Raw genomic sequence first — 19,433 nt, forward strand, 5'->3', positions numbered from 1 at the left:
ACTTCAGGGTGACGGTTCGTTCACTTGAATACAATCCGCCCCTCGACTCCCGTCTTCACCGTGCCGATCTTCTTCAGATACACCATCACCTCGTTCGCCAGCAGCGGGCCGTCGGAATAGGGCAGCAGCGTCTTGGCGTCGCGGAACATGGTGTAGCCGTCGCTGCCGCGCGCGAGGAAATCATTGGTGACGAGCTTGTACTTCTTGCTCTCGTCGAGCGGCGTGCCTCCGACCTGCACCGACAGCACGCGTTGCCCCGCGGGTTTCGACAGATCGGCCTCGAAGCGCATGCCGGAAACCTGCGGGAAGCGACCGGCCGCATCCGGCAGGCGGCTGATTCCGTTTTCCAGCGCCGCGCGCAAGGCCTTGCCGCTGATGTCCAGGACCGCAACGTGATTGCCGAACGGGAATTCCGCCAGGATGTCGCGCCGCGTGATCGCTGACCCGGGCGCATAAACCTTTTCGCCGCGTATGCCGCCGCCGTTGGTGAGCGCGACATCGGAGTCCGTCGTCGTGCGGATGGCGTCGGCGAACAGATTGCCGATGGCGGCTTCGCCCGTGCGCATCGTCGCCGTGCGGCTGTCGAGCTGCACAGCCGTCGTCGCGATCTGCACATCGAGCTCTTTGGAGAGCTCGGCTTCGTAACCGCGCACCATCGCGAGCACGGCCGGATCGGGTTCGACATCGGCGGTATCCACGACGCGGAATTTCGGGTGCCAGGACGTGATGCGGCGGCCCTCGGCCATGCCCGTTCGGATCGTCACATCAATCATCGTGACGTAATGCGCGTCATGGCTCGATTCCACGATCGCGGTGCGGCCGTCATAGTCGAGGAACAGGTCGTGGTCGTGCCCGGTGAGGACGAGATCGGCGGCGTGGCTGGTGAACAGGTCCACATCCTGGTTGCGCGGCGCGTGCACGACAGCGACGGTGAAGTCGGCGCCTTCCGAGCGCAAAGCCTTGGTCTGCTCCCGTACCGAAGCGACCAGCGGCGAGAAGCGGACGTCGCCGGAATTGGACACCTGCGGCGTTTCCGTCAGCGCCGCGCCGGTCAGGCCGATGCGCACGCCGTCGATCTCGAGAATGGCACGGTCCTTGAAGCCGGGGAGCATCGATCCATCGCCGTTTCGCATGTTGGATGCGAAAAGCGGAAATTTCGCCTCCCTCATCCGCTGCAGGAATACGTCCTTGCCGAAATCGAATTCGTGATTGCCGGGCACGAAGATGTCCGGCGGAATCATGTTCAGCAGCTGGACGATGTGATAGCCGCGGTCGATGCCGGACATCAGCGACGGCGAGAGCGTGTCGCCGGCATGGGCGAAGATCACGCGGCCGCCCGACTTCGCGGCCTTCTCGCGTTCGGCCTTGACGATGGCGGCGAGGCGCGGAAAGCCGCCGCGTTTCTTGCCGTCCGGACCTTCCTCCTCGTTCATGAGGTAGATGTCATTGACTAAAATAAACGTGATCCAGGCGGTCTCGGCCCGGGCGAGGCGCGGCAAACCCGCGAGCAGTGCGAGGCAGGACGAGCCGAGCAGAAACAGGCGGCGGGTAAGCGGCATTTTAGCGATTGATTTCCGTTAGTCTTGTGTGGCTTAGCATGGCCGCAAACGAAAGGGGTCATGCCCTTTGAGGGTGTGCGAACCATGAATAGACTCGAAAAGCCGTTTCAGCCAGATGCCAGCCATCTGCCGAAGGATCATCCGCCGGTGCAGTGGGGCCGCATCGGCGTGCTGCTGGTCAATCTCGGCACCCCCGACGCCACCGACTTCTGGTCGATGCGGCGTTATCTCAAGGAGTTTCTCTCCGACAAGCGCGTGATCGAGGAAAACACGCTGGTCTGGAAGCTGGTCTTCAACGGCATCATTCTGACCACGCGACCGCGAGCCAAGGGGCGCGACTACGACACGATCTGGAACCGCGAGAAGAACGAAGGGCCGCTCAAGACCATCACTCGCTCGCAATCGGATAAGCTGGCCGCGATGCTCGGCAATGGACGCATCGTCGTCGACTGGGCGATGCGATATGGTAATCCATCCATCGCCTCGCGCATCGAGGTGCTGGCGGCGCAAGGCTGCGAGAGGCTTTTGATCGCGCCGCTCTATCCGCAATACGCGGCGGCGACGACGGCGACGGTGTGCGATGAAGCTTTCCGCCAGCTGATGCGCATGCGCTGGCAGCCCACACTGCGTGTTGCGCCGCCCTACCATGACGATCCGGTCTACATCGACGCCGTCGTCTCGTCACTGCGGACGGAGCTGGCAAAGTTGCCGTTTCAGCCCGAGGTCATCCTTGCGTCGTATCACGGCATTCCGAAGGAGTATTTCGACAAGGGTGATCCGTACCATTGCCATTGCGCCAAGACGACGCGGCTGATGCGGGAAGCGCTTGGCATGGACGAGCGCAAGTTGCTGATGACCTTCCAGTCACGGTTCGGCCGCGCCGAATGGCTGCAGCCCTACACCGACAAGACGGTGGAGGCGCTGGCGAAGAGCGGCGTAAGAAGCCTTGCCATCATCACTCCTGGCTTTTCAGTCGACTGCCTGGAGACGCTGGAGGAGATCGCCGTCGAAAACGGCGACATCTTCAGAGCGAATGGCGGGCAGAATTTCGCGGCGATCCCCTGCCTGAATGATTCCGATCTCGGCATGGCGGTGATCCGACATCTTGTCGAGCGTGAGCTGCTGGGCTGGCTTTAGCCCAAATGCTGTCATCGCCGGCGAAAGCGGCGATCCAGTAGCACAAGATCTCCAGTTTACTGGATGCCCCGCTTTCGCGGGGCATGATAATGACGCTTAACTCTGCAGAAGCGGCCGGCCGCCCAGCACGACAACTTTGGTGTCTATCGGCACGCGCCGGTACAGATCGATGATGTCATGATTCAGAAAGCGCACGCATCCTGATGACACCATCTGGCCGATCGACCAGGGCTCGTTGGTGCCGTGCAGGCGATAAAGCGTGTCGCGGCCATTGCGATAGAGATAAAGTGCGCGGGCGCCGAGCGGATTGTGCGGCCCGCCTTCCAGCCCGTCCGCATAGGGGCCGTAGCGCTCCGGCTCACGTCGGACCATGTTCGCGGTTGGCGTCCAGCGCGGCCATTCGGCCTTGCGCGCGATCACCGCGTCGCCCTGAAAGTTGAACGCCTCGGTCCTGCCGACGCCGACGCCGTAGCGGATCGCGCGGCCGCGTTCCGTCACCAGATAGGCGTAACGCCGGTACGGATCGACGACGATGGTGCCGGGCTGGTGGGGCGTGGTGTATCTCACCTCGCGGCGCCAGAAGCGCGGGTCGACGTCATTGAGATCAACTGGAGGGAGCGGAAACGGCTCCGAGTCGATCGGACCATACATCGCCGCATAATAGGGATCGATCGGAACGCCCTGCACCAGCGGGGGTTCGGAGCGGGTAACGCAACCGGCGGCGATCATCGGAACGCCCAAAACAAAGGCTCGCCTGCTAATCACTTATCTCTGCCTTTCGGTTCTTGAAGCGAGGGCGCTCCGAGGATGCAGAGGAGTCTGCAGCCGTGGACGGAGCGGATTGGATCGCTGAGGGAATGTCTGGTTGCTACGAAGCGCGGCACAAAGCCCATCAAGCTCCTGTTAACCAGTTTCAACCTCCCATTAACCATAAGCCTTTTAACTCCATTAACCATTTTCGCCGGCCGCGAGGCCGGTTGCTGTCGGTTGGTCCGCGGGACTCAAGGCGGATATTGGGAGTTCAAAGGTGGCGGGATTGCGCCGGCACGGTCTGGGAATACCGCTCGGGGCCGGCATTGTTTGCGCAATGCTGATCTGCGGTGCTCGGATAGCGATTGCGCAGGCCCTGCCGCAGGAGCGCGGCATCCAGGCTGACCCTGCCGATTCTCGTTTGTTCCGGCCGTTGATCGATGGCGACCCGAATAATCCGCAGCGCTTCGGTCGTCCGCAATATGGCTACTCGGCCGGCTTCGGCGCCGGCACGACCGGGTTCGATTCTACCAACATGCGCAGCAAGCGGCGCGTGCAGCAAGACAACCGGCGTCGCAGAGCAGTCGAGGCGGTGACCGCGCAGCCGGTGGTTGCGCGGGTGCCCGATCTGACTGTCGCACCGATGTTCCGCCCGGTTCCGACAAGCGTGGCGACGAGCCGAGCGCTCAGCCGCAGCGCCGGCTCGCCGGAGATCGTCGGCACGACGCCGCGCCCGGTGCGAAAGGTTTACGTGGAGGAAGATCCGTTCGGTCCTGTCGGGATCCGCGCGGGATCTCTGATCCTGCGCCCGGCGATCGAAGTCTATGCCGGGCACGACAGCAATCCGCCGCTCTCACCCAATCCGGCCGGTTCCGCCTTCCAGACCGTCGCGCCGGAACTGCAGGTGAAGTCGGACTGGTCGCGGCACGAATTCACCGCCGATCTGAAAGGCAAATACACCTGGTACAATAAGCTGGAGAATTTCAACAAGCCGGATGTCGATCTCAACGCCAAGACCCGCATCGATATCAGCAAGCAGACGCGCGCCAATCTGGAAGGCCGCTACAAGCTGCTCGCAGATTCGCCGAGCGATCCCAATCTGCCACTGGGTATCGCCAAGCCGCCGATCTATTATCAGACTGGCGCGACCGCGGGGCTCGCGCATCAATTCAACCGGCTGGAAATTTCGGCCAAGGGCCTGTTCGATCGTACGGCCTATGACGAGGCGGAGCTGAACGATGGTTCGATCATCAGTCTGCAAGACCGCAATTACGATCAATATACCGGCCTGCTGCGCGCCGGATATGAAGTCTATCCAGGGGTCACGCCCTTTGTGGAAGGGGGTATCGACCGGCGCATCCACGATCTGCAATATGATTTTTCGGGAATACAGCGCGACTCCGACGGCAAGGTCATCCGCGCCGGCTCGACCTTCGAACTGACGCGGCATCTCGTCGGTGAAGCCTCGATCGGCTGGCTGCAGCGCGACTACAAGGATCCGACCCTCGGACAAATTCATGGCCTGATCTACGACGCGTCGCTCATCTACTACGCGACGCCGCTGACCACGCTGAAGCTGACTGCGAACTCACGGGTGGATGAATCGGTATTGCCCGGCGTCTCGGGTGCATTCACGCGGGAGGTCGGATTGCAGATCGATCACAGTTTCCGGCGCTGGCTGATCGGCACGCTGAAGTTCGGCTACGGCCGGGACGACTACGAAGGTTCACCGCGCGTCGATGATCGCTATTCGGTATCGACCGCGCTGGTCTACAAGTTCACCCGCGAAGTGCACCTGAAAGGCGAATTCCGGCGCGAATGGCTACGCTCGAATGTCGAGGGCGTCGACTACACGGCCAATATCGCGATGGTCGGGCTCCGCTTCCAGCGGTGATCTTGTCCCTGCGAGCGCGGGGAGAGACAAGAGATCATTTCTCGCCAAGCAGTTTTTTCAGTTCAGAGCGGAATTCTTGCGCGATGTCGTCGCGTTCGAGCGCATAGGCAACATTGGCGGTGAGAAATCCGATCTTCGATCCGCAATCGTGCGAGCGGCCTTCGAATTTCAGCGCATGGAATGGCTGCTTCTTCGCGAGCGCGATCATGGCGTCGGTGAGCTGGATTTCGCCGCCGGCGCCGGTCTGCTGGTTTTCCAGGATATCGAAAATCTCCGGCTGCAGAATGTAGCGGCCGGTGATGCTGAGATTGGAGGGGGCGTCCTCGCGCTTCGGCTTTTCCACCATCCGGATGATCGGCATGGAATTGCCGCTCCCCTTGCCGACGCCGACGATGCCGTACATATGCACACGCTCCATCGGCACTTCCTCGACCGCGATGATGTTGGCCTTTGTTTTCAACTTTGCGTAGGCGTCGATCATCTGCGCGAGGCAGCCGCGTTTGCTCTGCACCAGCACGTCCGGCAGGACGACCGCGAAAGGCTCGTCGCCGACGATGTCGCGTGCGCACCAGACTGCGTGACCCAGTCCGAGCGGCGATTGCTGGCGTGTGAAACTCGTCTGTCCCGGACCCGGCATGTCGTCGTCGAGCAGCTTGAGCTCTTTCTTCTTGCCGCGCTCCTTGAGCGTCACCTCCAGTTCGAATTGCCGGTCGAAATGATCCTCGATCACCGATTTATTGCGGCCCGTGACGAAAATGAGGTGTTCGATCCCGGCCTCGCGCGCCTCGTCCACCACATGCTGGATCAGCGGCCGGTCGACGACCGTGAGCATCTCCTTCGGCATCGCCTTGGTGGCGGGCAGGAAACGGGTGCCGAGGCCGGCGACGGGGAAAATAGCTTTACGAATGGGTTTCATGCGGAAAAACAGGTCTCGGTCAGGGAACAGGAGAGGTGCGATATTATGGCGTTGCAGGTTAAAATCATTCCGACATCCTTGCTGCCACGGGATTGTGGGCGCCCTTAATAATCTTGCAATCATATCCGTTCCCCATAGGGCGGGATCATGACCAACTGCGTGGCCTGATGTGACGGGGAGCGGGTGAGGGGATGAGTCGATTGCGTCAGTGGGAATCGCAGGTCGCGCCGGCCCTGGCCGGCTTGCTGCTTGTCGCAGGCTGCGCGCCGATCGCCGCCGACTCCAATCCAGTCGCGACAGCGTCGGTCGGTCGTTCCGCCTTTGCGCCGGACGCCTCCGGCTGGAGCGGCCAGTCGGGCGCGTCCGGGCATCCGGCGATGGCCGCCGACGCCATCCAGAACGCGGCGGCGAATTTCGATCGCTGCATCGAAAGTCTTTATCCGACAGCGGCCAAGCGCGGCGTCTCGCGCGCGACTTATGATGCGCATACGCGCGGTCTGCGACCCGAACTCAAGATCATGGACCTGATGGATTCGCAGCCGGAATTCACCAGGGCGGTGTGGGAGTATGTCGACCTCCTGGTGAGCGAAGACCGCATCCAGCGTGGCCGCGAAATCCTTGCCGAACATCGCGCCGCGTTCGACGCGGCCGAGCGCACCTATGGTGTCGACCGCTACATCCTTGCCGCGATCTGGGGCATCGAATCCAAATATTCCACCATGGGCGGCGACCGCCCCGTCGTGCGCTCAACCGCGACATTGTCCTGCGTGGGACGGCGGCAGGATTACTTCCGCAATGAGTTTGTTGCCGCGCTCGAATTGCTGGAACGTGGCGATGTGAGACCGGAACAACTCAAGGGTTCCTGGGCCGGCGCGTTCGGTCCGACGCAATTCATGCCTACGGTGTACAAGAATCACGCTGTTGACGCCGACGGCGATGGCCGCCGTGACATGATCAACTCGGTTCCGGATATGCTCGCCTCCACTGCCAATTTCTTCCGGCGCAACGGCTGGGAACGTGGGCAGAGCTGGGGCTACGAAGTCATTGTGCCAAAGAGTTTCAATTTTCTGCTCGCTGACCGTTCGAAGCAGATGACCTTCGCGGAGTGGGAAAGGCTCGGCATCCGCCGCGTCGGCGACAAGCCATTCCCGCGCCACGGCGACCGCGCCTATCTCTTCGTGCCTGCGGGCGCGCAGGGCCCCGGCTTTCTGATGCTGCATAATTTCCGTGTCATCATGCGCTACAATCAGGCCGAGGCTTATGCGCTCGCAATCGGCCATCTTGCCGACCGGTTGCGCGGCGGCGAGCCTTTTGTGCAGGCTTGGCCGCGGCATGAACGCGTGCTTTCGCTCAGCGAGCGCGCGGAGATGCAGCAGCTTCTGGCGCAGCGCGGTTACAATGCCGGCGAGCCGGACGGCCGTTTCGGCAGCAAAACCCGCGCGGCTATCCGTGACTATCAGGCCGCCGCCGGGCTGACCCCCGACGGGTTCGCCACCCAAACGGTGCTAATGCGGCTGCGCGGGCAATCGGCCACCGCACGATAGGCGCCGTACCGCCTTTTTCCGCCATTTTTGAACGTTACTTGACCCTGAGGCGTTGTAAGGCGCATGTCTTGCGGCAAGGCAGGTCCGGAATGCGGGCGACATACGCAAAATCGCGAAAAAGGGGTTGGGCGGTTTCTGCGGCGGCGATTGCCGGTCTGGCGGCCGTTGCGGTCCTGATTGCGCCGGCCTCCGCACAGTTCTTTGAGGATCGTTATCCGTTCCAGCAGCGCCGGTTCCTGGACTTCGTTCCTGATGAGAAGCCCGTCGACTATTCGCGTGCGCCGGCGCAGAAGAAGACCGACACCCAGCCCACGACCAAGATTGTGGTTTTCGGCGATTCACTCGCGGACTGGCTGGCCTATGGTCTGGAAGACGCGCTGTCGGAAACGCCGGAGATCGGCATTGTCCGCAAGCATCGCGCCTTCTCCGGCCTGATCCGCTATGAGAGCCGCAGCGACGCCGAATGGCCGCAGGTGGCGCGCGAAGCCATCGCCGCGGAGAAGCCGCAGGCCATCGTGGTGCTGCTCGGCGTGCAGGATCGCCAGGCGATCCGCGAGAAAGCGCCGCCGCCCGCCAAGCCGGGCGCGCCCGCCCAGCCGCAGACCGGGAACGCCAATCAGCAAAATCAGGATTCGCAGGATTCCGAGCAGACGCCGGTAATCGCCGCTCCCGAATTGCAGCGCGGCCGCACGTCCGGCACGCATGAATACCGCTCGGAGCGCTGGGAGCAACTCTACAGCAAGAAGATCGACGACATGATCGCGGTGCTGAAGACCGCAAACGTGCCGGTGCTGTGGGTTGGTCTGCCGTCGATCCGCGGCACGCGCTCGACCAGCGATGCGCAATATTTGAATGAACTCTATCGCGCGGCGGCCGATCGCGCCGGCATCATCTATGTCGATGTCTGGGACGGCTTTGTCGACGAGCAGGGACGCTACGCCACGCGCGGTCCGGACGTGGAAGGTCAGATCCGTGCCCTGCGCACGGGCGACGGCGTGCATTTCACCAAATACGGCGCGCGCAAGATCGCGCATTATGTCGAGCGCGAATTGCGCCGCGTTCTCACCGCGCCGATGCCGGTGGCGCTGACCACGCCCGCCGATGCGCAGCCCCAGGTGCAGAAACCGGCACCTGGCACCCCTGGCGGGACTGGCACGCCTGCCGCGCGCCCGCTCGCCGGCCCAGTCCTGTATCTGGCGTCGCCGCCCCATGAAGAAGAACTTCTTGGCAGCCCGACTGCACGCCCCAAAGCCGACGAGATGGCAACGCGTGTGCTGGTCAAAGGCGAAGCCTCGGATGCCGCAGCGGGCCGCGCCGACGATTTTTCCTGGCCGCCTCGCGTGCCGAATCTTGTCCTGACAGAGCCGCTGCCGCCCAGCGGCGCGCCGATTTATGCGTCAAGACCGCTGCCGAAGCCGGCCGAGCCGAAGGTCGCCGAGCCAAAGCCGGCGGGCGGCACCCGCGTCGCGGGGCAACCGGTGCTGCAGGGACAGATACAACCGCAGCGGCCGCAAGGCGCGCCGCCTCCCTTCTGGCGCCGGCCGCCTCCGGCCTGGCAAGACCGTCCGCGCGGCGGATTCTTCGGATTATTCGGCGGCCGCTGGTAATCAGCGCGGCAGCGTGCTCGATCCCATCAGGAACGTGTCGATGGAATTGGCGCACTGGCGTCCCTCGCGGATCGCCCAGACGACGAGCGACTGTCCGCGCCGTATGTCGCCGGCGGCGAACACTTTCGGGATCGAGGTCTTGTAATCGCTGGTCGCTGCCCGCGCATTGCCGCGCACATCAAGCGCGACATTCAGCGACTTCAGCAGTCCCTCATGCACCGGATGGACGAAGCCCATGGCGAGCAGCACCAGATCGGCTTCGATCTCGAATTCGGTGCCGACAATCGGCTTGAACTTGTCATCGATGCTGACGCAATGCAGCGTCTTCACTTTGCCGTTCTCTCCGGTGAATTTCTGCGTCATCACCGAGAACTTGCGGCTCGCGCCTTCCGCATGGCTTGATGAGGTGCGCAGCTTGAGCGGCCAGTTCGGCCACGTCAGGCCCTTGTTTTCCTTCAGCGGCGGCTCCGGCATGATCTCGAAATTGACCACCGAAACCGCGCCTTGGCGGATCGACGTGCCGATGCAGTCGGAGCCGGTGTCGCCGCCGCCAATCACGACGACTTTCTTGCCGGTGGCGAGGATTGGCGTGACGTCGCCCAGCGATTCGCCGGAGACGCGGCGATTTTGCTGCGTCAGGAAATCCATGGCGACATGGATGCCATCAAGCTCGCGGCCGGGGATGGTCAGATCGCGAGGTGCTTCCGCGCCACCGGTGAGCGCCACCGCGTCGTAATCCGCCAGCAGCTTTTCCGCCGGCAGGTTCACGCCGACATGCGTATTGTAATGGAAGGCGACGCCTTCGCCCAGCATCTGATCGATGCGGAGATCGATGACGTCCTTCTCCATCTTGAAGTCGGGGATGCCGTAGCGGAGCAGGCCGCCGGCCTTGGCAGACTTCTCGTAGACATGCACCTCGTGCCCGGCGCGCGCGAGCTGCTGCGCGCAGGCAAGCCCGGCGGGGCCGGAGCCGACCACGGCGACTTTCTTGCCGGTTTTCTCTGGTGCGAGAACAGGCTTGATCCAGCCGCTTTCGTGCGCCTTATCGGCGATCGCGCATTCGATGGATTTGATGGTAACCGGGTTGTCGTTGATATTGAGGGTGCAGGATGCCTCGCACGGCGCCGGGCAGATGCGGCCGGTCACTTCCGGGAAATTGTTGGTCGAATACAGGTTGCGCGCGGCTTCTTCCCAGTCGCCTTTGTAGACGAGGTCGTTCCAGTCGGGGATCTGGTTATTGACCGGGCAGCCTGGCGTGCCGGGCTCGACTGAGCCGGTGCCGTGGCAATAGGGGATGCCGCAGTCCATGCACCGCGCGGCCTGATCGCGCAGTTCCTGTTCGGACAGCGGGATGACGAATTCACGCCAGGTCTTGATCCGCTCCTCGACCGGAGCGTAGTCGCGATCCTCGCGTTCGATTTCGAGAAAACCAGTGATCTTACCCATGATGGTGCTCAGGCGCTGACAGCCAGCTTAAGTTCTTCTTCTTGCAGCGCCGCAAGTTCCTTGAGCGCACGGCGATATTCGACCGGCATCACTTTGCGGAATTTGCCGCGATAGCGTGCCCAACCGGCGAGGATGTCCTGCGCGCGGGTCGAGCCGGTGAAGCGGACATGCTGACCAATGAGGTAGCGGAGACGCTCGGCGTCGAACTGCGTCATGTCGGTAAGAATGTCGATGCGGCCGCTGGTCTCGAGATCGTTGCGGTGATGATAGATGCGGTCGTTGATCTCTTCCTCGGCCGGAATCGGCTCGAGCTCGATCATGGCGAGGTTGCAGCGCTTCTCGAAGGTGCCATCCTCGTCCAGCACATAGGCGATGCCGCCGGACATGCCGGCGCCGAAATTGCGGCCCGTGCGGCCGAGCACGACCACGATGCCGCCGGTCATGTATTCGCAGGCATGATCGCCAGTGCCTTCAACCACGGCGGTGGCGCCGGAATTGCGAACGGCAAAGCGTTCGCCGGCGATACCGCGGAAATAGCACTCGCCCGCGATCGCGCCGTACAGCACGGTGTTGCCGACGATGATGGATTCTTCCGGCACAATTCCGGCGTCCGCCGTCGGCTTCACGATGATGCGGCCGCCGGAGAGGCCCTTGCCCACATAATCATTGCCTTCGCCGTGCAGCTCGAAGGTGATGCCCTTGGCGAGCCACGCCCCGAACGCCTGACCGGATGTGCCGGTGAGGGTGACGTGGATCGTATCCTCGGGCAGACCTTCATGGCCATAGCGCTTCGCGACTTCGCCGGACAGCATTGCGCCGGCGGAGCGGTTGATGTTCTGGATCTCGGTCCTGATTTTCACGGGCGCTCCGCGATCGAGCGCAGGCGTTGCTTCCCGTATCAGTTTGCGATCAAGCACGGCTTCGAGTCTATGATCCTGCTTCTCGCAGTGATAGATCGCGACATCGTCAGACGCCACCGGCTTGGTGAACAGCTTCGAGAAGTCGAGTCCTTTGGCCTTCCAGTGTTCGATCGCCGCGCGCTGGTCGAGCATCTGCATCTGGCCGACCATCTCGTCGAAGGTGCGATAGCCCATTTCGGCCATCAGTTCGCGCACTTCTTCCGCGACGAAGAAGAAATAATTGACGACATGTTCCGGCTGACCGGTGAAGCGCTTGCGCAGCACCGGATCCTGCGTGGCGATGCCGGTCGGGCAGGTGTTGAGATGGCACTTGCGCATCATGATGCAGCCGGCCGCGATCAACGGGGCCGTCGCAAAACCGAATTCATCGGCTCCGAGCAGCGCGCCCACCACGACGTCGCGGCCAGTGCGGATGCCACCGTCCACCTGCACCGCGATGCGGCCGCGCAGGCGATTCGCGACAAGAGTCTGGTGTGTTTCGGCGAGGCCGATTTCCCACGGCGAACCCGCATGCTTGAGCGAGGTGAGGGGGCTGGCGCCGGTGCCGCCTTCGAAGCCCGAAATCGTTACGTGATCGGCGCGCGCCTTTGCCACGCCGGCGGCGACGGTGCCGACTCCGACTTCGGAGACGAGCTTCACCGACACATCGCCTGACGGATTGACGTTCTTCAGGTCGTAGATGAGCTGCGCCAAATCCTCGATCGAATAGATGTCGTGGTGCGGCGGCGGCGAGATCAGGCCGACGCCCGGCGTGGAATGGCGGACCTTGGCGATGATGCGATCGACCTTGTGACCGGGCAACTGGCCGCCTTCGCCCGGCTTGGCGCCCTGGGCCATCTTGATCTGCATCATGTCCGAGTTGACGAGATACTCGGTGGTGACGCCGAAGCGCCCCGACGCCACCTGCTTGATCGCCGAGCGCATTGAATCGCCGTTCGGCAACGGTTTGAAGCGGTCGGCCTCCTCGCCGCCTTCGCCGGTATTCGACTTGCCGCCGATCCGGTTCATGGCCAGGGCCAGCGTGGTATGCGCCTCGCGCGAGATCGAGCCGAAGGACATGGCTCCGGTCGCGAAACGCTTGACGATGTTCTTAACCGGTTCGACTTCATCGAGCGGCACGGGCTTGCGCCCATCTTCTTCCGCGCCCTTGATCCGGAACAGGCCACGGATGGTGACGAACTTGTCGGATTGTTCGTTCAGGATTTTCGAGAAAGCGCGATATTTCTCCTGAGAGTTGCCGCGCACAGCGTGCTGCAAGGTCGCGACGGTCGCCGCGGTCCATGCATGGTCCTCGCCGCGCGTGCGGAACTGGTATTCGCCGCCGACATCCAATGCGTTCTTGTAAATCTCGGCGTTGCCGAAGGCGTCACGGTGCCGCCGTACGGCTTCCTCGGCGATTTCCTTGAGACCGACACCCTCGATGCGGGTGGCGGTGCCGGTGAAATAAGTCGCGACGAAATCCGCCTTCAGCCCTACGGCGTCGAAAATCTGCGCGCCGCAATAGGACTGATAGGTCGAGATGCCCATCTTGGACATGACCTTGAGCAGGCCCTTGCCGACTGCCTTGATGTAGCGCTTGACGATTTCCTTCTCGTCGAGCTTCTGCGGCAATTGATCCTTGGCCGCAACGAGAGTCTCGAAAGCGAGATAAGGATTGATCGCTTCGGCACCGTAGCCGGCAAGGCAGGCGAAGTGGTGCACTTCCCGCGGCTCTCCGGACTCGACGACAAGGCCGACCGACGTGCGCAGGCCCTCGCGGATCAGGTGATGGTGCACGGCTGCACAGGCGAGCAGCGAAGGGATCGGAACCCGGTCCGCGCTGGTCATGCGGTCGGACAGGATGATGATGTTGAAGCCCTCGCGCACCGCCTTTTCAGCGTCAGCCTTGAGCTGCTTCAACGTTGGCTCGAGGCCCGTCGCACCCCGGTTGGCCGGGAACGTGGCGTCGAGCGTGACCGACTTGAACTGATTGTCGTTCATGTCCGAGATCGCGCGAATCTTTTCCAGATCGGCGTCGCTCAGGATCGGCTGGCGCACTTCCAGACGCTTGGTCCTGGAGGTGCCTTCGATGTCGAACAGATTCGGCCGCGGTCCAATGATGGAAACAAGGCTCATGACGATTTCCTCGCGGATCGGATCGATCGGCGGGTTCGTCACCTGCGCGAAATTCTGCTTAAAATAGGTGAAGAGCAGCTTCGCCCTGTTCGACAACGCCGAGATTGGCGTGTCGTTGCCCATGGAACCGACCGCTTCCTCGCCGGTAGTGCCCATCGGCGCCATCAAGAGCTTGATGTCTTCCTGCGTGTAGCCGAAGGCCTGCTGGCGATCGAGCAGCGCAAGGTATGAGACCGGCGCGTGGTCGGCGGCAGCTGGCAGGTCTTCCAAAACGATCTGCGTATGCTCAAGCCATTCCTTGTAGGGATGGCTCTTTGCGATCTCCGCCTTCAGTTCCTCGTCGGGAATGAGCCGGCCCTTTTCGAGGTCGACGAGCAGCATCTTGCCAGGCTGCAGGCGCCACTTCTTGACGATGTCCTTTTCCGGAATCGCCAGCACGCCCATTTCCGACGCCATGATAATTCGGTCGTCGCGGGTGAGCATGTAGCGCGCCGGGCGTAGGCCGTTGCGGTCGAGGGTGGCGCCGATCTGCGTGCCGTCGGTGAAAACAATGGCCGCGGGGCCGTCCCACGGCTCCATCAGCGCGGCGTTATATTCGTAGAAGGCGCGGCGTTCCTCATCCATGAGCGGATTTCCCGCCCAAGCTTCCGGAATCATCATCATCATCGCGTGCGAGAGCGAATAGCCGCCCTGCACCAGAAATTCGAGCGCGTTGTCGAAGCAGGCGGTGTCAGACTGGCCTTCATAGGAGATCGGCCAGAGCTTGTTGATGTCGTCGCCGAACAGCGGCGAGGATACCGATGCCTGCCGCGCCGCCATCCAGTTGACGTTGCCGCGCAGCGTGTTGATCTCGCCGTTATGTGCGATCATCCGGTAGGGATGCGCCAGCGACCAGGTCGGGAAGGTGTTGGTCGAGAAGCGCTGGTGCACCAGCGCCAGCGCGGATTCGAAATCTTCCTCGTGCAGATCCGGATAGTAGGACCCCAGCTGGTCGGCGAGGAACATCCCCTTGTAAATGACGGTGCGGCAGGACAGCGACACCGGATAGTAACCGGACAGGCGACGTTCTCTCCGCTGATAGACCGCGTTCGAGATCGCCTTGCGCATGATGTAGAGACGGCGCTCGAAGTCTTCTTCCGTCTTGATGCCCGCACCGCGCGCGACAAATACCTGCGCATGGAAGGGTTCCGTCGGCTTCACCGATTCGCCGAGCGAGGCGTTATCAGTCGGCACCTCGCGCCAGCCGAGCACTTTCATGCCTTCCTGCGCCGCGACCTCTTCATAGAGTGCGCGAATCGTGTCGCGCCATTCCTTGTCGCGCGGCAGGAACAGATAGCCCACTGCATACTCGCCGGGCGCCGGCAGGGTGATGCCGATGTCCTTTGCCTTACGGGCGAAAAACTTGTGCGGGATTTGCACCAGGATGCCGGCGCCGTCGCCCATGCGCGGGTCGGCCCCGGTCGCGCCGCGATGCTCGAGATTGAGCAGGATGCTGAGCGCATCTTCGACGATCTGGTGTGATTTGCGGCCCTTGATATCGGCGATGAACCCGACGCCGCAGGAGTCTTTATCGTTTTTGGGGTCATACAGACCGGTTGCCGGCGGCAAACCGGGATCGGCGGAATCAACGAAATCCGCCGCTGAGAATGGTTTGATTTTATATGGCCTCTTGAACCCAGCAGTCATCATCTTCCACCCAGCGGTTATTCACCGCATTCGCCGCGCCGGGACGGCGCTGCGCCTTGCTAAGAACTCTGCTCGGAACGGCAGCCGTCGCCGGCGCGCATCCGCGCCATTGCTGGGCTGCAGGGGTCCGGGCGGCCGATGCCGAGCCGCACCGCTTCGCCCCTGGCTGACGGACGTGGCTCGTCCACCGTCGCCGCGACCTGCAAACTGGGACAGCATTGCTGTCCTATCACGAACTTGCCAAATTTCCCTCCGGCACACAAGGCCGGAATGACAGGCGCGTGATTGGTCGATATTTGTCGCGCCACCGCTGTATTGAAACAAGCAGAATCTGGCCCACCCGGTTCTAATCTCCCTTGTCCTTGCCAGGATGGCTCAAAGCGGGTCTTTGGAAGGCCGGGAGGAGGATCGGGGACACTTATGAATTTCGCGAGCGACAATACCGCCGGCGTTGCGCCGCGCATTCTGGATGCGATCGGCCGCGCCAGCGAAGGTTTTGCCCTCGGCTATGGGAATGATGATCTCACCCGCCGGGTCGAGCGGCGCTTCAGCGACTTGTTTGAGCGCGAGGTGGCGGCATTTCTGGTGCCGACCGGAACCGCAGCCAATGCGCTGGCGCTGGCGCATGTCACCCCGCCCTGGCGCGGCGTCCTCTGCCATGCCAGTTCCCACATTGTTACCGACGAATGCGGCGCGCCCGAATTCTTTGGCGGCGGCCTCAAGCTGCTCGAATTGCCGGGCGAAGCCTGCAAGCTCTCCCCCGAGACCGTGAAGGCCGCGATCGAGCGCTATTCCGGCCATGTGCCGCATCAGGTCAATGCTGCCGCCCTCTCGCTCACCCAGGCGACCGAAGGCGGAACCATTTACCGCGTCGATGAACTGGCGGGGGTGGCCGGCGTCGCGCGTGCCGGTGGACTATGTGTGCATATGGACGGCGCGCGCTTCGGCAATGCGCTCGCAAGGATGAACGTCTCGCCTGCCGAAGCTACCTGGAGAGCAGGTATCGATGTGCTGTCCTTCGGGGCCACCAAGGGCGGCGCCATGGGTGCGGAAGCTGTCATCTTTTTCGATCCGAAACAGGCGGAGGCGATGGCCGAGCGGCGCAAACGCGGCGGACATCTGTTGTCCAAGCACCGGTTTCTGGCCGCCCAGTTTGATGCGTTTCTCGCGGATGATTACTGGCTGACGCTCGCCCGCCATGCCAATGCGATGGCGGACAGGCTGGCGGACGGCTTGCGCAAATCCGGTCTGCAGATCGTCTGGCCGGTTGAGGCGAATCTTGTCTTCGCGTTGTTGCCTGAACAACTCGACAGGAAATTGAAGGCGGCCGGCGCGGCCTATTACGTGCGGCGCGCCGACATGCTGCCTCCCGACGTGCGCGAGAATGGCGCCGTGCTGGCGCGCATGGTCACGTCCTTCGCAACCACAGAGAACGAGATCGAGAATTTCATCCACCTGATTCAAAACGGCTGAAATTCCGCCGCAGCGCCGCCCCAATCCAATCCGACTCTTGCACCGCCGCCGGGGAAGTGAGCGGCTTGCGCGGGAGGGCGCATCGTGAAGTCAGCATCCATCGTTATCGCAGTGATGCTCGGCGTGTCGGGCGTGGCGCCTGCCGCGGCCGAGCCGACGCGGCTGGCGCAGGTGCGCGCCGCCGATATCGTTCCGCCTTATGAAGTCTTCACAATCATCCGCTCGATGGGCATGCGGCCGCTTGGCCGTCCGCATTACCGCGGCCGTTTCTATGTCGTGCATGCGGTTGATCCGCGTGGCGTGGACGTTCGCGTCGTCGTGGACGCTCACGCGGCGCGTGTGGTTTCAGTCCGTCCGCTCGATCGACAGGCGGCAAGAGACTATGACGGCCCACCCGTTTACCGTCGATATGACCCCGGTCCGCCGCCCGTTTCGGGGCCGCGTGTGATCGAAGCCGAGCCGCGTTATGTGCCGCCGCGCGCCGTGCCGTCCGATCCGCGCTACGGCGCGCCGCGGGTTTCGCCTGATGATGATTATTTCGACGAAGGGGCCGACGAACTGGACGCCGATGATTGGGGTGAAACCGGATCGTTGCCGCCGCGCGATGCGCCGCGAATTGGAGCGCCGAGAACCTTGCCTGCGTCGCCGCTGACGCGCAGCGCAGCGGTCACGCCGCCGAGAACGCCGTTGCCGCGCCCGCGGCCGGCGCGACCGGCCAGTGAAGCTGCGTCTGCACCTGACAAAAAGCAGACATCAGCCGTCGCAGCAGAGACGGTGCAGCCCAATGCCGCGCCTGACGCAAAATCCGACGCCGCCAAGCCGGCCGACGCAAATGGCGAGACGGGCAAAGGGGAAACGGCGAAGTCCGAAGCGCCGGCAACCGAAGCTCCAAAATCCGCCATCAGGATCATCGAGATAAAGAAGCCCGAACCGCGCATCTGACATGTTGCGCCAGTTGGTTTGATTGAGCCGTACCAACAACAAGAAACGCGAAAACGCCCCGGCCAAGGCCGGGGCGTTTTCATATGGTCTCACTTACTGAGGAGGCGTTTCACGCTGCAACTGCAGGCGGACATTGATGTCCGGATCCTGGCCTACATACTGGCCGTTCTCATAGACAACAACCGCATTGGGACGCGCGATGTATCCGCGCTCCGCACGCGGCGCGTAGGCGAATGCCGACCGCGCAGCCTGATTGGGAGATTGCGTGTTCCGATATTGCGCGGCATAGATCGCCTCAGGCGCCGGATTGCTGCGATACAAATCCACGTCGAACCGCCCATCGGCGAAAGCGGCGGAAGCAGAGCCAGCGATGAGAAGAGCGGCAACAACCGCTTTTGAAGTTTTCAACATAACTCATCTCCTTTTTCTTGCCGGCGATGAATGATCGTCGGTCGCCGGGATTTAGGGTGCGATGCAAAATATGCTCGTGCGCAAAGCGCTACTTTAGTTGGAATGTTGCGACACGCTTTCGTGAGCGTGTGTTGTCATCGACATCACGAACGCGTAGCAACAGTGATGCAGAAAAATCTCACGCAAGATGATGTGACGCGCGATGACACGATTTGAAGCAATTTCTTCTGCGCGACATGCGGATGAGAGAACATGTTTTTGGCGCGTCGATTGCAAATCTCAATTGAGAATCATTTCAGAAAATGTGTCGCGCAAAAATAAAAGCGCCCCGGAAAATCCGGGGCGCTCCCTTCTTGAAACCGCGCCTTAGGCGGCCTGCTTGGTCTCGACAGTCTTGCCTTCGATGGCCTTGCCGCCATTGATCGGAATCTGGCGGGGCTTCTTGGCTTCCGGGATCTCGCGGACGAGATCAACATGCAGGAGCCCGTTCTCAAGAGCCGCGCCCTTGACCTGGACGAAATCGGCAAGCTGGAAGACGCGCTCGAAGGCGCGGGCGGCAATGCCCTGATACAGGACTTCGCCGGTTTTCTGCTCCGACTTGCTCTGCTTTTCGCCTTTGATGGTCAGGGTGTTTTCCTTCAGCTCGATGTTGAGCTCGTTCTCGCCGAAGCCGGCCACCGCAACGGTGACGCGATAGTCGTTCTCACCGGTCCGCTCGATATTGTAGGGCGGATAACCCGGGGCGCTGTCAAACCCGCCCTGATCGAGAAGGTTGAACAGGCGATCGAAGCCGACGGTGGAACGGTAGAAGGGAGTCAGATCGAAAGTACGCATCGTATGTCCTCCTTTGAGCGACATCGGAATGAGGTCCACCCAGAGGGGCCGGACCGGGGTTATGCGCAACCTTTTGGTCTGCGCCATTATCATTTAGGAAGCCGGCGGGAGAGGTCAAGGGGTTCGAAATTCAAATAAATCAATTAGTTAAGCGGCATGTCTCGCCCCCTGCCACGCCCGGCCGCGGAATTGAGCCGGT

Annotated in this window: 13 protein-coding genes; 6 read left to right on the top strand and 7 right to left on the bottom strand. The window is 62.2% G+C overall.

All coding sequences use genetic code 11. The features are described 5' to 3' along the window. Positions 1-20: 20 nt before the first annotated feature. Entirely contained in the window at positions 21-1,559 is a 1,539-nt protein-coding gene (locus RO009_12820; GenBank protein MDT3685910.1) for a bifunctional UDP-sugar hydrolase/5'-nucleotidase, read from the bottom strand. Positions 1,560-1,643: 84 nt separating this feature from the next. On the opposite strand from RO009_12820, the gene hemH reads away from it, so the two are divergent. After that, on the top strand, positions 1,644-2,696 hold the full coding sequence (gene hemH / locus RO009_12825; GenBank protein ID MDT3685911.1) for a ferrochelatase: 1,053 nt from the start codon (positions 1,644-1,646) through the stop codon (positions 2,694-2,696). A gap of 96 nt (positions 2,697-2,792) precedes the next feature. Here the strand turns inward: hemH and RO009_12830 are convergent, their stop codons facing one another. Further along, entirely contained in the window at positions 2,793-3,425 is a 633-nt protein-coding gene (locus RO009_12830) for a L,D-transpeptidase (protein ID MDT3685912.1), read from the bottom strand. A gap of 298 nt (positions 3,426-3,723) precedes the next feature. Here RO009_12830 and RO009_12835 point away from each other — a divergent pair, with 298 nt between their 5' ends. Next, positions 3,724-5,340: an outer membrane beta-barrel protein gene (locus RO009_12835; protein ID MDT3685913.1), complete on the top strand. Its 1,617-nt coding sequence runs from the start codon at positions 3,724-3,726 to the stop codon at positions 5,338-5,340. Positions 5,341-5,374: 34 nt separating this feature from the next. On the opposite strand, the gene galU is transcribed toward RO009_12835, so the two are convergent. Beyond that, entirely contained in the window at positions 5,375-6,256 is an 882-nt protein-coding gene (gene galU, locus RO009_12840) for a UTP--glucose-1-phosphate uridylyltransferase GalU (GenBank protein ID MDT3685914.1), read from the bottom strand. 191 nt (positions 6,257-6,447) lie between these two features. On the opposite strand from galU, the gene RO009_12845 reads away from it, so the two are divergent. Both RO009_12845 and RO009_12850 read left to right on the top strand, forming a co-directional pair. Then, positions 6,448-7,800: a lytic murein transglycosylase gene (locus tag RO009_12845; protein MDT3685915.1), complete on the top strand. Its 1,353-nt coding sequence runs from the start codon at positions 6,448-6,450 to the stop codon at positions 7,798-7,800. Positions 7,801-7,889: 89 nt separating this feature from the next. Next, a complete protein-coding gene (locus RO009_12850; GenBank protein ID MDT3685916.1) occupies positions 7,890-9,407 on the top strand; it encodes an SGNH family hydrolase in 1,518 nt (505 codons plus the stop codon). Here RO009_12850 and RO009_12855 read toward each other — a convergent pair whose 3' ends face one another. Next, positions 9,408-10,853 (bottom strand): glutamate synthase subunit beta, encoded by a 1,446-nt coding sequence (locus RO009_12855; GenBank protein MDT3685917.1) that lies wholly within the window; start codon positions 10,851-10,853, stop codon positions 9,408-9,410. An 8-nt stretch (positions 10,854-10,861) separates the two neighbouring features. Then, positions 10,862-15,574 (bottom strand): glutamate synthase large subunit, encoded by a 4,713-nt coding sequence (gltB, locus tag RO009_12860; GenBank protein MDT3685918.1) that lies wholly within the window; start codon positions 15,572-15,574, stop codon positions 10,862-10,864. Positions 15,575-15,994: 420 nt separating this feature from the next. Here gltB and RO009_12865 point away from each other — a divergent pair, with 420 nt between their 5' ends. Next, complete coding sequence (locus RO009_12865; GenBank protein MDT3685919.1) at positions 15,995-17,047, top strand: low specificity L-threonine aldolase; 1,053 nt, start codon at positions 15,995-15,997, stop codon at positions 17,045-17,047. Positions 17,048-17,131: 84 nt separating this feature from the next. Beyond that, positions 17,132-17,989, top strand: a complete 858-nt coding sequence (locus RO009_12870; GenBank protein ID MDT3685920.1) for a hypothetical protein — start codon at positions 17,132-17,134, stop codon at positions 17,987-17,989. Positions 17,990-18,082: 93 nt separating this feature from the next. On the opposite strand, the gene RO009_12875 is transcribed toward RO009_12870, so the two are convergent. Together RO009_12875 and RO009_12880 are read right to left on the bottom strand one after the other, a co-directional pair. Beyond that, a complete protein-coding gene (locus tag RO009_12875) occupies positions 18,083-18,400 on the bottom strand; it encodes a hypothetical protein (protein ID MDT3685921.1) in 318 nt (105 codons plus the stop codon). A 366-nt stretch (positions 18,401-18,766) separates the two neighbouring features. Next, on the bottom strand, positions 18,767-19,234 hold the full coding sequence (locus tag RO009_12880; GenBank protein ID MDT3685922.1) for an Hsp20 family protein: 468 nt from the start codon (positions 19,232-19,234) through the stop codon (positions 18,767-18,769). Between the last annotated feature and the right edge of the window lie 199 nt (positions 19,235-19,433).

The sequence above is a fragment of the Pseudorhodoplanes sp. genome, assembly GCA_032027085.1.
Lineage (GTDB): Bacteria > Pseudomonadota > Alphaproteobacteria > Rhizobiales > Xanthobacteraceae > Pseudorhodoplanes.